The following is a 21,417-nucleotide window of genomic DNA, read 5'->3' as shown; positions in this document are numbered from 1 at the left end:
TTATGCTCTAAAAGATAGAGTAACTCCAAAAAATGCGCGTTACTTTAAATCAATAAACCAGTTAATTCTATTACTTAACATTATTTTGGCTAAATTTTTCGCTAGTAAACAACCATAACTCTAGTGATTTAATTTTATATCCTAGAGAGTCTTACAACAAAAAAATAGTCCATTTATTTTTGTAATTAATTATCATTACCATTTAAACGCTTGCTGAAAGGTGTCAGCTTGCTATTATTGTGATGCAGATCACTTTAATTAATTAGAAAGATGATAAGCTGTCATCATTCAGAAAAAGGAGATCTTTTTAAAATATATTTGTATTTGTTATTGTTTTTTCTTAGCTTTTTAAGCAAATTAGGGCTTCTAATAATAATGACTTAAATAAGTATAGAAATTTTGATTTGAGCTATTCTTATTTAGTGATGATTTTACCGGCTAATTTGCTTAAAAAGTTTAACATTTTATCAGGAGTCTCTTTATGTCCGTAACTAACGTTACTGAACTCAATGATCTGGTTGCTCGTGTAAAAAAAGCTCAGCTTGAATTTGCTAACTTTTCTCAAGAAAAAGTTGATGCAATTTTTCGTGCTGCTGCATTAGCTGCCGCTGACGCCCGTATTCCTCTTGCAAAATTAGCTGTTGAAGAGTCTGGCATGGGTATCGTTGAAGATAAAGTGATCAAAAACCACTTTGCTTCAGAATATATCTACAATGCGTATAAGGACGAAAAAACCTGCGGTATTTTGTCTGAAGATTTAACCTACGGTACTATCACTATTGCTGAACCTATCGGTATTATCTGTGGTATCGTGCCAACAACTAACCCTACTTCTACCGCTATTTTTAAAGCATTAATCAGCTTAAAAACACGCAACGGTATTATTTTCTCTCCACATCCACGGGCGAAATTAGCCACAAACCGTGCGGCTGAAATTGTGTTAAACGCTGCAATCGCCGCGGGTGCACCAAAAGATATTATCGGCTGGATCGATGAACCTTCAGTGGCATTATCCAATGCATTAATGCACCATGATGATATTAACCTGATCTTAGCAACAGGTGGCCCAGGAATGGTAAAAGCCGCTTACAGTTCAGGTAAACCTGCTATCGGTGTTGGTGCAGGTAATACTCCTGTTGTTATTGATGACTCAGCAGACATTAAACGTGCAGTTGCTTCTATTTTGATGTCAAAAACCTTTGATAATGGGGTTATTTGTGCTTCAGAGCAATCTGTTATCGTCGTAGACAGTATCTATAAACAAGTTCGTGAACGTTTCGCCACTCACGGCGGCTACATGTTAACCGGTAAAGAGTTAAAAGCTGTTCAAGATATTATCTTAAAAGATGGTAACTTGAATGCGGCCATCGTTGGTCAACCGGCAGTGAAAATCGCAGAAATGGCCGGTATTGAAGTGCCTGTTAACACTAAGATTTTAATTGGTGAAGTTAAAGAAACTACTGATGCAGAACCTTTTGCTCACGAAAAACTATCGCCTCTGTTAGCAATGTACCATGCACAAAACTTTGAAGATGCGGTACATAAAGCAGAAAAATTAGTTGAAATGGGCGGTATTGGTCATACTTCTTGTTTATATACCGATCAAGACAACTGTCCTGAACATGTTGCCTACTTTGGCGACAAAATGAAAACGTCCCGTATTTTAATCAATACACCGGCATCGCAAGGGGGTATTGGTGACTTATACAACTTTAAACTCGCTCCTTCTCTCACTTTAGGCTGTGGCTCATGGGGTGGTAACTCCATTTCTGAGAACGTAGGGCCAAAACACCTTATCAACACTAAAACCGTGGCGAAAAGAGCAGAAAATATGTTGTGGCACAAACTTCCTAAATCAATTTATTTCCGCCGTGGTTGCTTACCTATTGCACTGGAAGAGATTGCAACTGATGGTAAAAAACGCGCATTTATCGTTACAGACAGTTTCTTATTCAACAACGGTTACGTTGATGAAGTGACCAATGTACTGAAAAAATTTGGTGTTGAAACGGAAGTTTTCTTTGAAGTTGAAGCAGATCCCACATTAAGTGTCGTACGCAAAGGTGCAGAGCAGATGAACAGCTTTAAACCTGATGTGATCATCGCATTAGGTGGCGGTTCACCAATGGATGCGGCTAAGATTATGTGGGTAATGTATGAACACCCAGAAACACACTTCGAAGAATTAGCATTACGCTTTATGGATATTCGTAAACGTATTTATAAATTCCCGAAAATGGGTGTGAAGGCTCAAATGGTAGCAATTACCACAACATCAGGTACAGGCTCTGAAGTTACACCATTTGCTGTTGTGACTGATGATGAAACAGGCCAAAAATATCCATTAGCAGACTACGCATTAACGCCAGATATGGCGATTGTAGATGCCAATCTGGTGATGAATATGCCTAAATCACTCTGTGCTTTTGGTGGTTTAGATGCGGTGACTCACGCATTAGAAGCTTATGTTTCTGTATTAGCTAATGAGTATTCTGATGGTCAGGCACTGCAAGCTCTGAAATTGCTGAAAGAATATCTGCCAGCAAGCTATCATGAAGGTGCAAAAAATCCGGTTGCTCGTGAGCGTGTCCACAATGCAGCCACCATCGCAGGTATTGCATTTGCTAACGCCTTCTTAGGGGTTTGTCACTCAATGGCGCATAAATTAGGCTCTGAATTCCATATTCCTCATGGTCTTGCCAATGCGTTATTAATTTCTAACGTTATTCGTTATAACGCGAATGATAACCCAACAAAACAGACTGCATTTAGCCAATATGACCGTCCACAAGCACGTCGTCGTTATGCTGAAATTGCTGATCACTTAGAACTGTCTGCTCCTGGTGATCGCACTGCAGCTAAGATTGAAAAACTGTTAGCTTGGTTAGAAGAGATGAAATCTTCATTAGGTATCCCTGCTTCTATCCGTGAGGCAGGCGTACAAGAAAGTGATTTCTTAGCGGAAGTGGATAAATTATCAGAAGATGCGTTTGATGATCAGTGTACTGGTGCTAACCCACGTTATCCGCTGATCTCTGAGTTAAAACAACTGTTATTAGATTCTTACTACGGCCGCGAATTTAACGAGCACCCTGTTGCTGAGGTAAAAGAAGCGAAGCCTGCGAAAAAAAGCAGTAAGAAATAATAGCGCTATCTCTGTATTAACAGATTAGCCTTCAATCTTCGATGATTGCTTTACTATAAAACCAGCCTTGTGGCTGGTTTTATTTTGTCTATCAATGGATAACAATAATGTTCTAATCCCCTTATCTCTCAATTTATTTTTCTTCCTTGTATTTAATATGACGTCCAGCAAGATAGATGAGATAGCCGCCTTATGATTATCACTTTTAGGTATACGTTGCTAAAACAGCACCAATCGCCCTCTCCCTCATTTTTATCAATATCCATCTCTTTATTCAGCTTAACCGTGATTAAGTGCTTAACGTGCTTTACAGCGCCTTGATATCTGATTACCTAGAAATGAAAACGCTAAAATTTCTCATTGAGTTAAACCACACGACACAATTATTCCTATGATAAGGCTTATCACACAAAAATGAGAGTTTAGCAAAAGTAGGCACTATTAATGTAATAAAATGAGGTGCTTATTTTTTAATAAGCACTTTTTACCGCAACACAATAAAAAAGAGAAATATCAAAAGATTTTGATCTATCGAAGAAAGGAATAAACTTATAAAAATAAAATTTCAATAAAATATTATCGAACTCACTTTTGCTTATTAAGCAGTATATAACATTCAAAGTAGGGGCTATTTGTGTATTTTTTATCTAATAAATACTACTTTAGTGGTAATCCACATGTTTATATTTGGTCTATTAAGCACAGTTTCCTCTTTTTTACTCATAACCAATATGAATATTTAGATATAAACATTTCACCTGAGCCATTAAATGGTTGAAATATTTTTTCACTCACAAGCATTTTTTCTCTTCTTTATTCAGTTTTATTAAACTATAAATAATGGCGAAGTATCAAATGTCATCATCTTAGAACATTTGTAAAAATCAATATCTACATCACAAAACAAAGAACCTACGTATATCTGATTACCTTTTTATTGATTAAAGATAATGAAACGGAGAAAACGAATAAATGTTTCTAGAAAAAAACTAACATTTTTTTACATTATTGATGCTATTTTCAGTTATGAATTATAAAATACAGTAAATATAAAACGTAACTTCTAAAAATAGATAACCTTTTTTTAGTATAACAAGAGATAACATTTATTTAGACGATTATATTTCCCCCTCTCTATTCCCGCACCAATTAACAATAGAGAAGAGGAATTTTGCATTATAACTGTTCAATTCGTCCTTTTAACGTAGCCTCTGTATAATGTTTGCGGCACACTGAAACATATTTTTCATTACCACCTATTTCCACTTGTGCGCCGTCTGAAAGTACTTTCCCATTTGCCGCTAAGCGTAATACTTTATTTGCTTTACGCCCGCAGTAACAAACTGTTTTAAGCTCAACGAGCTTGTCAGCCCATGCAAGCAAATAAGCACTACCGGTAAATAATTCACCTCTAAAATCCGTTCTTAAGCCATAGGTTAAAACGGGTATATCATAACTATCGGTAATTTCACAAAGTTGCTCTACATGTGCTTTAGTCAAAAATTGGCATTCATCAATCAAAACACAATGAATAGGCTCTTTATTATTTTCAGCTAAAATAGCATCACGAATATTCATATCATCACTGAAAAGCAATGCATCAGCACTTAACCCTATCCTTGAGGTTACTTTTCCCTTGGCAAAACGCGTGTCTATCGCTGCCGTAAAAATCAAAGTTCGCATTCCTCGCTCATTATAGTTATAAGAAGACTGCAATAAAGATGTTGATTTTCCGGCATTCATAGCTGAATAATAAAAGTAAAGCTGAGCCATCAGCTCTCTCCTTAAATAGTGTGTATTATCGCGGGAAGCAGTTTAACATAAACAAACGAGAAGTTATCAACGACAACTATTTATAGCCTTTATTTCTATAAAAGATATAGCGAAAAAAGCGCAGGAACACTGATGAGGCAAATTTTTTGTTTAAAAAATAAATAGCCTTAATAGGTACTTAACATATTAACCCCGCCTTTGATATACAGTTATTAAACTATGAAAGTTACTCTAAGCGCATTTTTAGAAAAAAATCCGTTATTATAAAAAAGTAGACAACGTTTTCTATTCTTTTACATTAGCGCTATCACCAGTTAAAAGATGTATATCATTACTAATATTTCCTTTATTGGCGAAAGATGCCCCAACTTTTAATATTTTTTTGTAAAGATATTCGTTTTAAAAAAAGAAAATTTACGTTTGGTTTGTATTTAGCTATTGCAGAATTTTAAATAGCAATCTATTATTAGTATTACATCAGCCAACAACATTTATTTGAGACCAGGAAAATGAGCGAATCTTTAAAAATATTAAATAACATCCGTACTCTTCGTGCACAGGCAAGAGAAACTTCTTTAGAAACTTTAGAAGAAATGCTTGAGAAACTTGAAGTCGTTGTTAATGAACGCCGCGAAGAAGAACAAGCAATGCAAGCTGAAATTGAAGAACGTCAGCAAAAATTACAAAAATACCGTGAGCTATTAATTGCCGATGGTATTGATCCAACTGACCTGCTTGAAGCTGCTGGCGCAAGCAAAACTGGTCGTGCTAAACGTGCAGCACGTCCTGCTAAATATTCATACGTTGATGATAATGGTGAAACTAAAACTTGGACAGGCCAAGGCCGTACACCAGCTGTAATCAAACGTGCAATTGAAGAAGAAGGCAAATCTCTAGAAGATTTCCTCATCTAATTTAATGCATACTCTATTTAAAATACCCTTTTAAAAATTAAAAGGGTATTTTTCTTGTTTAGTCATTTTTATTAAACGAGCGTTTAACTTTAATAGGCTGATGAAGCTTTTAAATAAAAAGGGCTTTACAAATATAGTGAATGTATTGATAAAATTAATTAGTTAATTTTATAATAAAAAAGGAGCTTTAAGGCTCCTTTTTGTCTTGTGCATTATATCTATGCTCTGATTATTGCTGGTAATAATCTACATACCAATCCACAAACTGCTTCACACCATACTCTACTGCAGTGTTGGGTGAAAAACCTGTTGTCTGAGCTAAATCGCTACAATCAGCACAGGTTGAAAGTACATCACCATCTTGCATCGGCATTAAGTTCAATTTAGCTTTAATATTGAGTGATTTTTCTATTGCTGTAATAAAATCCATTAACTTTGTAGGTTGCCCATTACCCACATTATATATTTTATAAGGTGCAGAACTTGATGAAGTTTCCCCCTGCTCTACGGTCCAATTTGGGTTGGGTTCAGGAATAATATTAATTAAACGTACCACAGAACTGACAATATCATCGACATAAGTGAAATCACGGGTCATATTTCCGCCATTATAAACATCGATAGGCTCACCCGCTAACATAGCTTTAGTAAATTTAAATAGAGCCATATCAGGACGCCCCCAAGGGCCATATACGGTAAAAAATCGCAGTCCTGTTGTGGGTAGCTGATATAAATGAGAATAGCTATGAGACATTAATTCGTTTGCTTTTTTCGTCGCAGCATAAAGTGACACCGGATGATCAACACTATCTTCTGTAGAGAAAGGTTGCTTTTGATTTAAACCATATACCGAGCTTGATGACGAATAAATCAAATGCCCAACGTTATGATGGCGACAACCTTCTAATATATTAATATGGCCTACAATATTAGCATCGATATATGCCATTGGGTTTTCAATTGAATAGCGAACGCCAGGCTGAGCCGCCAAGTGAATAACTCGATCAAAACAGTGATCAGCAAATAATTGCGCAATACTCACTGAATCTGTAATATCAATTTTCTCAAATTGGAAGTTATCCAACTGATTAAGTTTAGCTAATCGTGCTTCTTTTAAGCGCACATCATAATAATCATTGAGATTATCTATCCCGATAACATGATAACCCATTTCTATCAAACGCTGGCTTAAATGATAGCCAATAAATCCTGCTGCACCTGTTACTAATATTTTCATATTATACTCAAATAACCCAATTAATTGATTTCTGCGCTAAACGCTATCATGCTTAATATCACCTCAATTAACATCATAACGCTTAACCTAGTCAATGCCGATATATATATCAATATTAGCACTGTAATTTATCATCTTTTATAGCGGTACTTTTAAGCTTTAAGCCATAAATAAATGCCGCACCACATTATAAAATTAAAATGACAGTGCGACACTATTAACAAGATAAATCGTTAAATTTTGTTACTCAACACATTAAGCTTGCAGTGATTTTATCCATTTCGTGAACTCTTCGCCAAACTCTTCGTGCTGTAAACCATATTCAACAAAAGCTTTCATATAGCCTAATTTATTACCACAATCGTGGCTTTTCCCTTGTAGGTGATAAGCTTCTACAGGCTCTTTTTCAATTAACATTGCAATCGCGTCAGTTAATTGAATTTCATCCCCTGCTCCTGGTGCCGTTTTGGCTAATAAAGGCCAAATGTTTTCAGACAACACATAACGACCAACAATAGATAAATTTGAAGGTGCTTCTTCTTTCTTCGGTTTTTCTACCACACGAGTAATGGGTTTACTGTCGCCAGGCTGTAAATGTTCTCCCATGCAGTCAACAATCCCGTAGTTAGATACTTCCTCTTCAGGAACAGGCTCTACTAAAATTTGACTTGCGCCAGATTGTTCAAAATGAGAAAGCATCTCTTTTAAATTAACCTTAGTCAGATCCGCACTATATCGGTCTAAAATAACATCCGGCAAGATAACAGCGAAAGGCTCATCACCCACCAAAGGTTTTGCACATAAAATGGCATGGCCTAACCCTTTTGCTATTCCTTGGCGAGTTTGCATAATAGTAACGTGACTTGGACAAATACCTTGTACTTCTTCCAACAACTGACGTTTAACTCGTTTTTCTAAAATAGCTTCTAATTCAAAACTGGTATCAAAATGGTTTTCAATAGAATTTTTTGAAGAGTGTGTAACTAGCACAATTTCATTGATGCCAGCTGCAATACATTCATTAACAACATATTGAATTAAAGGTTTATCAACAACAGGTAGCATCTCTTTTGGGATAGCCTTGGTGGCAGGCAACATTCTTGTTCCTAGCCCTGCAACAGGGATCACCGCTTTTCTTACTTTACGCACCACTGATGACATTACTCTTCTCCTACAAATTAAGTACCATGATATTCCTATGATGTTATGGTACATATAAAAAAATAATCGCCAGAGTATACCAGCTAATATCTACGGATAAACAGAGCATCATCGCTTAATTGAGATTGTTCTTCATTTATGTTTAATATATGTGCAATAACAGATTTTATTTAATCTAAATTTAACGTTTATGTATAGGTGAGAACATTAAATTAATTTTATGGTGCTGATTCCAAATTTTACATTGCCAATCTATTCCCACACACTTTATTTGGTTAATATATAAAGAGTGTAGTGTTCCTAAAGGTATACCACTATTTAAAACATATTTTTTATTCTCTGTTTTTATTTCAGCTCGTAGTCCTGCTGACGCTAATAATATATTTTTTTCCTTGGTGTGGTAATAACCTAAAATCAGCGGGAATGATCCTCTCACCCCCATATCCTCAAGCATTTTATTGATTTTATTCAATATGTTATACATACTAGGTAAGAAGCGTCTTTTCTCAGTAGCTTTTAGGAAACGATTAAAAACCACCCTTAAAAGCAGCGCAACGAGTAACCCATTTTCTTCATCATTAGAGACGTCAACACAGTAAAAAATGATTTGATCTTTTGATAAAGTCGCTATATCAAATAACAACCCCATTTGGGATGCATCATTTAATTGACGATAATTAACATTATATCCTGCGACAATTTGTTTAACTTGCGGTTGCATCTGTTTAACAAAGGATTGAATATAATGAGGCTGTTCTCGTAAGTTATTCCAAAGAGGTCCAAGTTGTCCCCTTGCAATTAATTCAGACTCAAAAAAACCTGGACATAATACTTCAATGACCTTCTGTTTTAACTTAGCTAAATTAGTTACGGGCTTAAGAAAAACGTCCTGAGCGCCAAAGCGCAACATATCATCAATTTCAGCCATGTTGTCAGTACATGAAATAGCAATAACAGGAAAAGACCAATGACGCTGCTCTAGATGACATAAAAAAGTCGGCCCATTCATAACAGGCATTCTGATATCACATAAAATAAGATCAGGTCTTAGCCCCTCTTCAAGTAACAACAATGCTTGGCTACCATTGTCAGTCGCATAAACGCAAGCCTTTTCGTGTGAAAAATACTCAGTGAGCATTGTGCGAAATACAACCTCATCATCAATAATGAGAATTTTTTTACCGACTAAGGCTTTATTCATTAGTAATACCCATAACTATCATTTCACTTGCGGTTTATTTAGCGTTACATTATTAGTTTAGTTCAACATTGACGTTTATTATTCCTAATCGCTATTTTTCTGATGGGGATCGTCGTATAAAAATGGATCAGGACATTACCTTGTCAAATTTATGCCCCTGCAATAGCCAATTGCCTTATAGTGAGTGCTGTGAGCCTTACTTATTAGGGACAAAAAATGCCCCTACAGCTCAAGCGTTAATGCGCTCTCGCTATAGTGCTTTTGTGACTCATAATGCAGATCACCTAATCAAAACATGGCACCCTTCGTGTCGTACACCTTCTTTACGGGATGAGTTAATCGCCACGTTTCCCAATACACAATGGCTAGGGTTACATATTATATCGGCACAAGAAAACCCTCGTGATAACGAAGCCTTTGTTGAATTCTCAGCTTGCTTTATTGAAATAAATGCTGATGATAAGCAGTATCTACATGAACGCTCTCGTTTTCTAAAAATAGACGACTGCTGGTTTTATATTGATGGTGTACAGCCTAAAGTAGGACGAAACGATCCCTGTCCTTGTGGCTCAGGCCGTAAATACAAAAAATGTTGTGAACACAACAGAAAATAATTGCAAACACAGAAGTAAATTAAAGGATTTATCCATACATGCAACACCAAAATACTCAAAAGAAAATACTACGTACTATTTGTCCAGATGCGAAAGGGCTTATCGCAAAAATTACTAATATTTGTTATAAACATCAACTCAATATTGTTCAAAATAATGAGTTTGTTGATCATCGCACTGGCCGCTTTTTTATGCGCACTGAGCTAGAAGGTATTTTTAATGATGAAACCTTTTTAGCCGATTTAGATGATGCACTTCCACAAGGCTCACAGCGAGAGCTTAATACTGCCGGTCGCCGCCGTATCGTCATTATGGTCACTAAAGAAGCCCATTGTATTGGTGACCTCTTAATGAAAAGTGCTTTTGGTGATCTGGATGTTGAAATTGCAGCAGTTATTGGTAATCACGACACGCTAAAACACCTTGTTGAGCAATTTGGGATCCCTTTCCATCTCATTAGTCATGAAGGGTTAACCCGTGATCAGCATGATGAAAAACTGATAGCACAAATTGACCAATACAAACCTGATTATGTGGTATTAGCTAAATATATGCGTGTATTAACCCCCGCATTTGTACAACATTACCCAAATCAAATTATTAATATACATCACTCTTTCTTACCGGCATTTATTGGCGCCCGCCCATATCATCAAGCCTATGAACGTGGTGTAAAAATTATTGGCGCCACAGCTCACTATGTAAATGATAATTTAGATGAAGGCCCTATTATTACTCAAAATGTAATAAACGTAGACCACACTTTTTCAGCAGAAGATATGATGCGCGCAGGACGGGATGTAGAGAAAAACGTACTAAGCCACGCCCTCTATTGGGTGCTCTCGCAACGTGTTTTTGTCTATGGCAACAGAACAATTATTTTGTAGGCTTACCCGTTTTAAATTAGTGTAACTACGACACAAGCCTAAAGTAACAAGAGCCTGAGATAGTTATTTTATCACAGGCTCTTTTTATTTTTTGTTACACATCCAAGTCAATCACTATAGCTTTCTATCTAAAATCAATACGATATAGCACAACAGTTAAGCAAAGCGGATATTTTTACAGCAGTTGATCGCTTTTTCTTAAAATAGCACTTTACACATCTCAGGTATTTGGTATTATTGCGCCCGCTGTCACGGACAGCAAGACAATTTAATGTTGGTGGGATACCCAAGCGGCCAAAGGGAGCAGACTGTAAATCTGCCGTCACAGACTTCGAAGGTTCGAATCCTTCTCCCACCACCATCTTCAATACTCTTCACTATTTTTTCATTCCAATTCTTTTATTAAATCAACAAACCTGTTCAATATACTCGAGTGATATTTGGATTTATAGATATAACAATTATAAATCAGCTCCGTTTGTGTTAAAGGTATAAAGCACAGTTGCTTTTCATCCTCACTTTTAATCGGGTTTTCATCAGTAAATAATAGCGAATGGTGAGTTTGAATAAAGTTTAAACAACAATTTAAATCATCCATCAATCTAATACTGACAGGTTTACCCTGATCCGCTATTTCATTTTCTAATTTCTTTATTTTTGCTGTTTTATATAAAGCGGGATCACATAACCAAATATTTTCTTTTAGCAATGTATTGATATTCTCTTGTGCTTTTTGTGCTAAGATTTGTTGGCAACATATTCCTAGATATTTATTTTTAACTTGATGTATTAAGCTAAACTTTTCACTAATAATTTTATCTGAGCTTAAGATTAACGTGTTTCCATCATAATCTGGTATCTCTTCAAAATTATCTTTCGAAAATCTCATCATATTTATATGTGAACAATTCTTATTGGCTGCTTGATAGAGTGCTGTTAAATATTGACTTTTACCCCAATCATAATAAACATGAATGCTATTATTAATAACGCCCGATGTGTGTTTTTTTGTTATCTCTTTTTCTTGCAGATAAAGTGATTTTAAATCATTATAGAGTTCTAACCCTTCTTGCGTTAAACTCATACCAAACTTTTCCCGCTTAAACAAGCGCTTCCCTAGCACGGCTTCAAAATCTTTGATTGATTTCGCTACAGGTGGTGTCGTTCGGTTCATCACACGAGCAGCTTTACTTAAGGATCCATTTTCAACGACGGCCATAAAGGCCTCTAATTTACGAGAAAAAAACATAATCCACCATTCCTTTGCTGTGTTAAACAAAACAATTAAATTAATTTTATTAATATAAATAAAACACATATTAACTGAAAGAAATCCATGCGAAATAAATATTATTTTTAATTATCTTCACCTCCTATAAATATAATTTATAATTCAATTGATATTTTTATTCTGTCATTTTGCTTTACATATAAAAAATGATAATACTTATATTCTTCTATCAAAGAATAGTTTATGTTTCTACTTTATTTAATTAATATTTTTTGTTAGGCATAAACTTATTAATATTATTAGTTGCCATACATTTTGCTATTTGGCTACGATTTATCTATATCACGCGATTATATCTCGATGACAGGTATTAACATTGGTATGTAACCGACTTACATTTATTTCATTATCCTGTTAGTATAAGTTATCCTATTATTCAATCTATAAATGGTTATAGTCACATGAAATTTGTCTCATTCAATATTAATGGATTACGTGCTCGCCCTCATCAGCTCGAAGCCATTGTAGAAAAACACCAACCCGATGTTATTGGACTGCAAGAAACAAAAGTTCATGATGATATGTTTCCATTAGAAACTGTCAGTGCCTTGGGCTACCACGTTTTTTATCATGGACAGAAAGGCCATTATGGTGTGGCTTTGTTAACTAAGGCGAAACCTGTCGCGATACGTAAAGGATTCCCTGGTGATGGTGAAGAAGCTCAGCGTCGTATGATCATGGCGGACATTGAAACCCCCGCTGGATTATTAACGGTAATGAATGGTTATTTCCCTCAAGGTGAAAGTCGTGATCATGAGACAAAATTCCCTGCTAAAGCAAAATTCTATGCTGATCTACAGCAGTATCTGACCACCAGCTTAACGCCTTCCTCTCCCGTACTGATTATGGGGGATTTAAATATTAGTCCAACCGATAAAGATATCGGTATCGGCGAAAATAATATGAAACGTTGGCTAAAAATGGGTAAATGTTCATTTTTACCGGAAGAGCGAGAGTGGTTAGCAACGCTTATGGGTTGGGGATTAACCGATACTTACCGCGCCCAACATCCTGAAGTCGAAGACCAATTTTCTTGGTTTGATTATCGCTCAAAAGGCTTTGATGATAACCGAGGCTTACGTATCGATTTACTGCTAGCAAGTCGTTGCTTAGCAGATAATTGTATTTCAACCGGCATTGACTACGATATTCGTGCGATGGAAAAACCTTCCGATCACGCACCTGTTTGGGCCGAGTTTAAGCTTTAATTCCCTCTCTCCCCCCTTATTGATAAACCCCACTTCAAATAGATTAAAAGTGGGGTTTATTTATATATTAGTTAGCGTCTTACACAATCAACTAAGCATCACTCTTTATATTGCGATTCGTAGATTGAGACTGCGCTGAACGACTTTTCCCTTGTGCACTTTTTTTCGTCGCACCTTTACGTTTTTTATTCTGCGCAGGCGCAGGCAGGTTTCTAAATGCTTGAATATTAGGACGACGTTTAGCTTGAGTAATTAATTCAAATAGTGTGTTACTTAATGGCATCATAAAATCTTGATACTTAAATTGCTTCTCACTAATTTGCGTTAATATTGATTCCCAATGAGCGGTCATATCGGGTAATGTCGCCATATCTGGCAAAACATGAATTAATGCTCTTCCTGCTGGTGTCGAGTTGATAGCTCGCCCTTTCTTTTGCAGAAAGCCGCGTTTAAACAGTAATTCAATAATACCAGCCCTAGTCGCTTCAGTACCTAGCCCATCCGTCGCTCTTAGGATTTTCTTTAGCTCTTTGTCTTGCACAAAACGTGCAATACCGGTCATAGCCGAAAGTAGCGTAGCATCTGTAAAAGGTCTTGGTGGTTGGGTCTGCTTGGCAACAATTTCGCCTTTTTCACAAAGTAACTCATCACCTTTAGCCACAATAGGTAAGGCGCTACCATCATTTTCCGCATCTTGCTCTTTACTACCTAATAAGGTACGCCAGCCGGCTTGTGCTAAAAATCGTGCCTTAGCAATAAACTTTCCATTTTCAATATCGAGTTCAATCACACATTTGCGGTACACCGCATCTGGCATAAATTGCATTAGATATTGTCGGGCAATCAAATAGTAAATATTCTTTTCATTTTCACTTAATGAAATATTACCTGTTTTCGCAGTAGGAATAATGGCATGGTGCGCATCTACTTTCTTGTCATCCCAGCAACGGTTCTTTTTATCAATATCTAATGTTTCTTGTGGTAAAAGACTATTATCATGCACACTAATGGCATTCATCACCGCATGACGCCCAGCAAAGTGTTCATCAGGTAGATAGCGACTATCGGAGCGTGGATAAGTAATAAGTTTATGCGTTTCATATAAGCGTTGACATGTGTCTAACACTTGTTGAGCGCTTAAACCAAAGCGTTTCGCCGCTTCAATTTGTAAAGCAGATAATGAAAAAGGCAAAGGTGCGATTTCAGACTCTTGTTTATCTTGATAATCGGTAACATTAGCAGGCTTGCCAGCTATTCTATCAACAACATGCTCTGCTAATTTGCGATGTAATAAACGCCCTTCTTCATCTTGCCAAGGCTCGCAGTGTTCACTCGGCTGCCAAATAGCGGTAAATCGCTCATCTGCAGGAGTAACGATATGCGCTTTGACTTCAAAAAAATCTTTCGGTACAAAGTTTTCAATTTCTTCATCACGGCGTACGACTAAACCCAGCACCGGGGTTTGTACTCGCCCAACAGAAAGTACGCCTTGGTAACCATTGCGCTGTCCTAATAACGTGTAAGCGCGTGTCATGTTAATGCCATATAGCCAATCCGCCCTCGCTCTTGCTAAGGCAGAAACACATAATGGAATAAATTCATGATTGTAGCGGAGCTTATCAATTGCTCGAGATACCGCGGCGGGGTTTAAATCGTTAATCAGGCAGCGGCGTGCCTGTTTCCTTTGAGCATCACTAATATTAAGGTAATTAAGTACTTCATCTACTAACAGTTGCCCTTCGCGATCGGGGTCTCCTGCGTGGATCACTTCATCGGCTTGTTTTAGTAATGTGTTGATCGTCTCTAGCTGTTTTTTCACATCAGCGCGCGGTTTGAGTTGCCATTTATTCGGAATAATGGGCAAATCATCTAACGACCAACGCGCATAGCGCGGATCATATGCATCCGGCTCAGCCTGCTCAAGTAAATGACCAACACACCACGTCACATACTGGTTATCACCACAAACAATAAAACCATCACCACGTTTATGCGGTTTTGGTAATACATCAGCAATAGCTCGAGCAAGGCTGGGTTTTTCTGCAATAAATAATCTCATTACGTTAGTTTGTCACTTCAATTAACGATCTTCCTGCTTTCGGCTCTGTTAATTCACCGATCGAGGTCAAATCAATATTAAAGCGTTTAGCAACTTCTTTTACTTGCTCAACGGCTTCTGGCTGTACTGCCAGTAATAAGCCACCTGAAGTTTGCGGATCACATAATAATTTACGTTGCATTTCGCTGATATTACCAATCAAATGGCCATAACTTTCAAAATTACGTCCAGTACCGCCCGGTACACATCCTTGCTCTATATACGCTTCTACTTCAGGTAATCGTGGTACTTGTGAAAAGTGAATAGTGGCTTGTAATCCAGAGCCTTCACAAATCTCGCTAAGGTGACCTAATAGACCAAAACCTGTCACATCAGTCATTGCCGTGACCCCTTCAATATCAGAAAAATCAGTACCCGCTTTATTCATACGGCACATAATTTCAGTAGCTAGGCCCTGATGCTCAGGTTTTAATAAGCCTTTTTTCTCTGCGGTAGTTAATACCCCAATACCTAAAGGTTTAGTTAAAAAAAGTTGGCATCCTGCTTTAGCAGCACTGTTTTTCTTAATTTTACTCACCGGTACAACGCCCGTTACCGCTAAACCAAAAATAGGCTCAGGGGCATCAATCGAATGCCCACCAGCAAGGGAAATCCCCGCTTCTTGACAGGCGGCTCGCCCACCTTCGATAACTTCACGAGCAATTTCAGGCGCAAGTTTATCAATTGGCCAACCTAAAATTGCTATTGCCATAATAGGTTTACCCCCCATAGCGAAAATATCACTAATCGCATTAGTCGCCGCAATACGCCCAAAATCATAGGGGTTATCAACAATTGGCATAAAAAAATCAGTGGTACTGATAATTCCAGTGCCATTACCTAAATCATAAACAGCGGCATCATCTTTCGTTTCATTACCAACCAATAAATGGGGATCGTGAAACTTAGCCTGTTCACTATGTAAAATCGTTTCCAAAACTTTTGGTGAAATTTTGCAGCCACATCCGGCACCATGACTGTATTGTGTTAAACGAATTGCTTCAGACATAACATGTCATCCTTTTAAAAATAAGTCACAAAATCAGTTAAATCAGCAGGAGAAACCGTTGTAGGTGCTTTCAATGCGGGAGTACCAAGATATAAGAAACCAACAATATGGTCGTGCTCTCCACAACCTAATCCCGCTCTTACCACTGGATCATGAGTCCAAGAGCCTGAACGCCAAATACCACTATAACCTTGTGCCACTGCAGCCATTTGCATCGCCTGAACACAACAGCCTGCCGCAACAATTTGCTCCCATTCAGGAACTTTAGGATGCGCTTTAACTTTGGCAATCACGGTAATAATTAAAGGTGCACGAAAAGGTGCGTTTTTTGCTTTTTCTTCTACCTCAGCACCTAGTTGACTCACCACCGCCGCTTTATGTAATAATTGACTAAAACGCTCAATACCATCCTCTTTCATCACGACAAAGTGCCAAGGTTTAAGGGCGCCATGATCGGGGGCTCTCATACCTGCTTGTAAAATAGCTTCAAGCTGTTGGTTATTTGGGGCTGGAGTAGTCAGTCGAGACGCTGAACGTCGATTTAAAAGCAGTGTTAATGCATCCATTTTTGTATTCTCCTGTCAGTATTATTGTAGCAAAATCCCTTAAGGGCAGGGATAGACAGTTGTTATCAATTCGCAGTATAACAAAATGTTATATTACCACCACCGAGAAATTTAAGCGGATATTTTTAGCTAAAATAGGATTGTACTTAAGCCAATATTGAGCGTTTGTTCAAAATATGAATGTGTTAGCTTTTAGGTGTAATACACTGCCCAAGCGCAATAAAATACGTGACAGACTTTCGCTAGTCGCTATATTAGAATGGTGTTTAAATATTTGCAGTCTAAGTAGTCAATCGAGTTTTGTTATTAAAGGATCGAAGTGAGATGTAGGGAATATTAGCGTTTTTTATTCTAAAAATAGCCGTGACCTTTGCTGTCTATTGTTCACCTGCAAGGCATACTCTCATGTAAATAAGGTATGTTGTGGCTATACAGCTAATTTCTTGAGTCGCTCAATATTGAAATAAATACTTTAATAATAGAAACTTAAACCTTTACCATCAATTCTAGCATAACTGTTTAGGATTAATTTTTAGCTTTACATGATGTGGAGATAATATGAGTAAAATTATGGAGTTAATCGGCACTATTTTTCGATTTAGTTGGCAGGCGATTAACTTTATCAGGAAACTAATCTTAAACGTTATTTTCTTCTTTCTACTTTTTATGGGTGTGGGACTCTATTTCATCGTCCAAGAAACGCAAAAACCTACCGATTATCAAGGTGCATTACTGGTTGATTTAAAAGGCGTTATTGTTGACCAAACAGCTAACCAAAATCCTTTAGGGCAAATGAGCCGAGAGCTTTTGGGTGTTTCGGGTAGCCAGTTACAAGAAAATTCGTTATTCGAAGTCGTTGATACCTTACGCAAAGCAGCGACTGACCCCAAAATTAAAGGAATGGTACTAAAACTTGACGAATTTGCTGGGGCAGACCAACCTTCACTCAATTATGTTGGTAAAGCGCTGACTGAATTTAAAAAAACAGGTAAACCTATCTATGCGATTAGTGGTTATTATAGCCAACCGCAATATTACTTAGCCTCTTATGCAGATAAAATTTATTTAGCATCACAAGGTGCTGTGGGTATTTATGGTTTAGGTTTTAGTAATCTCTATTACAAATCGCTATTAGAAAAACTTAAAGTTAATACCCATATATTCCGTGTGGGAACCTATAAATCAGCTGTTGAACCGCTGATGCGCGATAATATGTCTGATGAAGCCCGAGCCGCATCTAGTCGATTAGTTTCCGTACTCTGGTCTAATTATTTAACGCAAGTTGCAGAAAATCGTAGTATTACCAAGGAAGATGTTTTCCCTGGTGCAAAAGAGATGATAGTTGAGCTGCGTAAAGCCGATAGCGATAATGCTACTTATGCACTTAATCGCAAATTGGTCGATACTGTTAGCTCTTATGCCCAATTTGAAGCGGATATGAAAGAGACCTTTCAATGGGATCATGAAGCTAAGCAGTTTAACAATATTAGTATTTATGATTATGCTGATAACCTCACCGCATTCGCCCCAGAAAACGAAGACGGCAATATTGCGGTTGTGGTCGTTCAAGGCGCAATTATTGATGGTGAAAGCATTCCTGGCTCCGCAGGTGGTTCAACCATTGCTAATCAAATCCGTCAAGCGCGTTTAAATCCTAATATTAGAGCATTAGTATTACGAGTTAATAGCCCCGGTGGTAGTGTGTCTGCATCTGAGCAGATCCGCAGTGAAATAGCCGCCTTTAAACAAGAGAAAAAACATGTCGTGGTTTCAATGGGCGGAATGGCTGCATCAGGGGGATATTGGATCTCTACACCTGCGAGTAAAATTATCGCTAGCCCTTCAACATTAACAGGCTCTATTGGTATATTTGGTGTCATCAATACCTTTGAAAATAGCTTAGAATCAATAGGTGTGCATAGTGATGGCGTGAGTACATCACCTCTTGCAGGGCTTTCGGTAACCAATAAATTACCAGAAGATTTTTCAGAGCTATTCCAACTTAATATTGAAAGTGGCTATAAAACATTCCTGAAATTAGTAGCTGAATCACGTAATAAAACACCGGCACAAGTTGATCGTATTGCGCAAGGTCGTGTTTGGGTTGGCGTTGATGCTAAACAAGTAGGATTAGTTGATGAATTTGGTGATTTCGATGATGCTATTAATGCAGCAGCAACCATGGCAAAAATCAAACAACCAGTCATTGATTGGATGAAACCGGAATTAAGCTTATCAGAGCAAATATTAATGAGCTTATCGGCCAATGCAAAAGCCATTATTCCTGATCCATTACAAGCCTATTTACCTGCACCGGTATTTAAAGAAGTTAAAACACAAACTGAGTTTTATCGTAATATGAACGATCCGCAAAACCGCTATGCGTATTGTTTATCTTGTGGTGATATTCAATAAATAAGTGTGCTCCCGCTCAATATGAGCGGGATTATCTTAGCCTTTGATTATTTTTTAGTTATTTTGCTAAATGGTGTAAATAATGATTTAAAACATCAATTACTGTATTTCAATTGTGCTTTTTGTCTCCCCTTTCTTTTTTTATTCTGCAAACCCCCTATAATCAACTCTTTCTTATCGCTTAATTCATAAGAGTGTTAGGTCTGATGCAAAAAAAATCCATTTACGTTGTGTATACTGGTGGAACTATCGGTATGCAACATTCTGATCACGGCTATATACCTGTATCAGGACATTTACAACGCCAATTAGCTAAGATGCCCGAATTCCATCGTGAAGAGATGCCCAATTTCACAATCAAAGAGCACCTTCCTTTAATTGATTCATCAAATATTACCCCCGAAGATTGGCAATCTATCGCTGATGATATTAGCGAGAATTATTGCCACTATGATGGTTTTGTCATCTTGCATGGTACCGATACCATGGCATTTACCGCTTCTGCACTTTCCTTTATGTTTGAGGGGCTGGCAAAACCGGTTATCGTCACCGGCTCTCAAATTCCATTAGAAGCTTTACGCTCAGATGGACAAACTAACCTATTAAATGCTCTCTATATTGCTGCACATCATCCGATTAATGAAGTTGCACTGTTTTTCAACAATACTCTGTATCGTGGTAATCGTGCGATAAAAGCACATGCAGATGGCTTCAATGCTTTTGCTTCTCCTAATAGTGCACCTTTATTAGAAGCAGGCATTAATATTAAAACGTTTAAAATAAACCCATTACCTAAGCCAAAAGGTGAGTTTATTGCTCATCATATTACCCCTCAACCAATTGGTGTGGTAACAATATATCCGGGACTTTCTGATGAGGTGGTGAAAAATATCTTAATGCAACCCGTTAAGGCACTTATTTTGCGATCTTATGGTGTGGGTAATGCTCCTTCTCATCCTGCCTTGTTATCAACGCTACGCGAAGCAACTGAGCGCGGTATTGTCGTTGTTAACCTAACACAATGTATTTCTGGTCGTGTCAATATGGGAGGCTATGCAACAGGACAAGCACTTGCCGATGTTGGGGTGATCAGTGGTTATGATATGACTTTTGAAGCAGCGTTAACTAAACTCCACTATCTACTTAGTCAGCAATATAGCTATACTGAGATCTGCCGTTTAATGCAACAAAACCTCCGTGGTGAAATGACATTAAACGATGACGACTAGGTCTAATCAAAGGTAACTCCTGTGAAAAATTCAGCGTTATTATTAGTTGATCTACAAAATGATTTCTGTACCGGTGGCGCATTGGCTGTTAAGGAAAGTGATACCGTCATAGATACGGCAAATCGACTTATTGATTATTTTCAACGCCATCAGCGTCCTATTATTGCGAGTAAAGATTGGCATCCCGCAGATCATCTCAGCTTTGCAAAAAATTCAGGTACTGTTGTTGGCGAAATTGGCCAATTAAATGGCCGCCCACAAGTTTGGTGGCCAGTGCATTGTGTACAAAATAGCCATGGCGCTGATTTTCATCCCTTATTAAGGGATGATTTAATTAGTCATATTATTTATAAAGGCCAAAATCGACTTATCGATAGTTATAGTGCTTTTTTTGATAATGACCATGAATATCAAACAGGATTGCATACTCTTTTACAAAGCATGCAGATCGAGCATCTCACCATTTTAGGGATAGCAACTGATTATTGCGTTAAATTTACCGTGTTAGATGCATTACAATTGGGTTATCAAGTATCGGTGGTTATGGATGGTTGTCGAGGTGTCAATATTCAACCAGATGATAGCCAACTCGCATTTAATCAAATGCAACAACATGGGGCAGTTTTAGTTGATTCAGTAACAATGCTTAAAAGTGACAAATAATATAAA

16 protein-coding genes and 1 tRNA gene are annotated in these 21,417 nt (G+C 37.4%); 9 read left to right on the top strand and 8 right to left on the bottom strand.

Annotated elements, in window-relative coordinates:
• The first annotated feature begins 481 nt into the window (after positions 1-481).
• Positions 482-3,145 (top strand): bifunctional acetaldehyde-CoA/alcohol dehydrogenase, encoded by a 2,664-nt coding sequence (gene adhE / locus HMPREF3129_RS02905; RefSeq protein WP_070486767.1) that lies wholly within the window; start codon positions 482-484, stop codon positions 3,143-3,145.
• 1,176 nt (positions 3,146-4,321) lie between these two features.
• Here adhE and HMPREF3129_RS02900 read toward each other — a convergent pair.
• Positions 4,322-4,918, bottom strand: a complete 597-nt coding sequence (locus HMPREF3129_RS02900) for a thymidine kinase (RefSeq protein ID WP_004243248.1) — start codon at positions 4,916-4,918, stop codon at positions 4,322-4,324.
• A 509-nt stretch (positions 4,919-5,427) separates the two neighbouring features.
• Between HMPREF3129_RS02900 and hns the strand changes: the two genes are divergently transcribed.
• Positions 5,428-5,832 (top strand): histone-like nucleoid-structuring protein H-NS, encoded by a 405-nt coding sequence (gene hns, locus HMPREF3129_RS02895; RefSeq protein ID WP_004243249.1) that lies wholly within the window; start codon positions 5,428-5,430, stop codon positions 5,830-5,832.
• Positions 5,833-6,061: 229 nt separating this feature from the next.
• On the opposite strand, the gene HMPREF3129_RS02890 is transcribed toward hns, so the two are convergent.
• The 3 genes from HMPREF3129_RS02890 to rssB all read right to left on the bottom strand — a co-directional run bounded on the left by HMPREF3129_RS02890 (position 6,062) and on the right by rssB (position 9,431).
• The gene (locus HMPREF3129_RS02890) at positions 6,062-7,069 is read right to left on the bottom strand and encodes an NAD-dependent epimerase (protein ID WP_036918448.1); all 1,008 of its coding nucleotides are present in this window, start codon (positions 7,067-7,069) and stop codon (positions 6,062-6,064) included.
• A 255-nt stretch (positions 7,070-7,324) separates the two neighbouring features.
• Positions 7,325-8,230 (bottom strand): UTP--glucose-1-phosphate uridylyltransferase GalU, encoded by a 906-nt coding sequence (gene galU / locus HMPREF3129_RS02885; protein WP_004243251.1) that lies wholly within the window; start codon positions 8,228-8,230, stop codon positions 7,325-7,327.
• Between the two features lie 181 nt (positions 8,231-8,411).
• Positions 8,412-9,431: a two-component system response regulator RssB gene (gene rssB, locus HMPREF3129_RS02880; protein ID WP_012368013.1), complete on the bottom strand. Its 1,020-nt coding sequence runs from the start codon at positions 9,429-9,431 to the stop codon at positions 8,412-8,414.
• A gap of 122 nt (positions 9,432-9,553) precedes the next feature.
• On the opposite strand from rssB, the gene HMPREF3129_RS02875 reads away from it, so the two are divergent.
• The 3 genes from HMPREF3129_RS02875 to HMPREF3129_RS02865 all read left to right on the top strand — a co-directional run bounded on the left by HMPREF3129_RS02875 (position 9,554) and on the right by HMPREF3129_RS02865 (position 11,293).
• A complete protein-coding gene (locus HMPREF3129_RS02875; protein WP_004243253.1) occupies positions 9,554-10,045 on the top strand; it encodes a YchJ family protein in 492 nt (163 codons plus the stop codon).
• 38 nt (positions 10,046-10,083) lie between these two features.
• Positions 10,084-10,932: a formyltetrahydrofolate deformylase gene (gene purU / locus HMPREF3129_RS02870; RefSeq protein ID WP_004243254.1), complete on the top strand. Its 849-nt coding sequence runs from the start codon at positions 10,084-10,086 to the stop codon at positions 10,930-10,932.
• 276 nt (positions 10,933-11,208) lie between these two features.
• Positions 11,209-11,293: transfer RNA gene (locus HMPREF3129_RS02865), tRNA-Tyr, on the top strand.
• A gap of 24 nt (positions 11,294-11,317) precedes the next feature.
• Here HMPREF3129_RS02865 and HMPREF3129_RS02860 read toward each other — a convergent pair.
• On the bottom strand, positions 11,318-12,181 hold the full coding sequence (locus HMPREF3129_RS02860; RefSeq protein WP_017628061.1) for a helix-turn-helix domain-containing protein: 864 nt from the start codon (positions 12,179-12,181) through the stop codon (positions 11,318-11,320).
• A gap of 443 nt (positions 12,182-12,624) precedes the next feature.
• Here HMPREF3129_RS02860 and xthA point away from each other — a divergent pair, with 443 nt between their 5' ends.
• The gene (gene xthA / locus HMPREF3129_RS02855) at positions 12,625-13,431 is read left to right on the top strand and encodes an exodeoxyribonuclease III (RefSeq protein WP_036918449.1); all 807 of its coding nucleotides are present in this window, start codon (positions 12,625-12,627) and stop codon (positions 13,429-13,431) included.
• A 91-nt stretch (positions 13,432-13,522) separates the two neighbouring features.
• Here xthA and HMPREF3129_RS02850 read toward each other — a convergent pair whose 3' ends face one another.
• The 3 genes from HMPREF3129_RS02850 to HMPREF3129_RS02840 are packed head-to-tail and all read right to left on the bottom strand — an operon-like array spanning position 13,523 to position 17,104.
• Positions 13,523-15,490, bottom strand: a complete 1,968-nt coding sequence (locus tag HMPREF3129_RS02850; RefSeq protein ID WP_004248229.1) for a DNA topoisomerase III — start codon at positions 15,488-15,490, stop codon at positions 13,523-13,525.
• Positions 15,491-15,494: 4 nt separating this feature from the next.
• Entirely contained in the window at positions 15,495-16,538 is a 1,044-nt protein-coding gene (selD, locus tag HMPREF3129_RS02845; RefSeq protein ID WP_070486766.1) for a selenide, water dikinase SelD, read from the bottom strand.
• Positions 16,539-16,552: 14 nt separating this feature from the next.
• On the bottom strand, positions 16,553-17,104 hold the full coding sequence (locus tag HMPREF3129_RS02840) for an NAD(P)H nitroreductase (RefSeq protein WP_004243260.1): 552 nt from the start codon (positions 17,102-17,104) through the stop codon (positions 16,553-16,555).
• Positions 17,105-17,662: 558 nt separating this feature from the next.
• Between HMPREF3129_RS02840 and sppA the strand changes: the two genes are divergently transcribed.
• The 3 genes from sppA to pncA all read left to right on the top strand — a co-directional run bounded on the left by sppA (position 17,663) and on the right by pncA (position 21,411).
• A complete protein-coding gene (gene sppA, locus HMPREF3129_RS02835; protein ID WP_070486765.1) occupies positions 17,663-19,519 on the top strand; it encodes a signal peptide peptidase SppA in 1,857 nt (618 codons plus the stop codon).
• A gap of 206 nt (positions 19,520-19,725) precedes the next feature.
• A complete protein-coding gene (ansA, locus tag HMPREF3129_RS02830) occupies positions 19,726-20,748 on the top strand; it encodes an asparaginase (RefSeq protein WP_004243262.1) in 1,023 nt (340 codons plus the stop codon).
• A 21-nt stretch (positions 20,749-20,769) separates the two neighbouring features.
• Positions 20,770-21,411, top strand: a complete 642-nt coding sequence (pncA, locus tag HMPREF3129_RS02825; protein WP_017827786.1) for a bifunctional nicotinamidase/pyrazinamidase — start codon at positions 20,770-20,772, stop codon at positions 21,409-21,411.
• Positions 21,412-21,417 lie beyond the last annotated feature (6 nt).

This window comes from Proteus sp. HMSC14B05 (assembly GCF_001808035.1).
Lineage (GTDB): Bacteria > Pseudomonadota > Gammaproteobacteria > Enterobacterales > Enterobacteriaceae > Proteus > Proteus mirabilis.
Note: the sequence above shows the minus strand (reverse complement) of the source record. Positions and strands in the feature narration are given on the sequence as shown.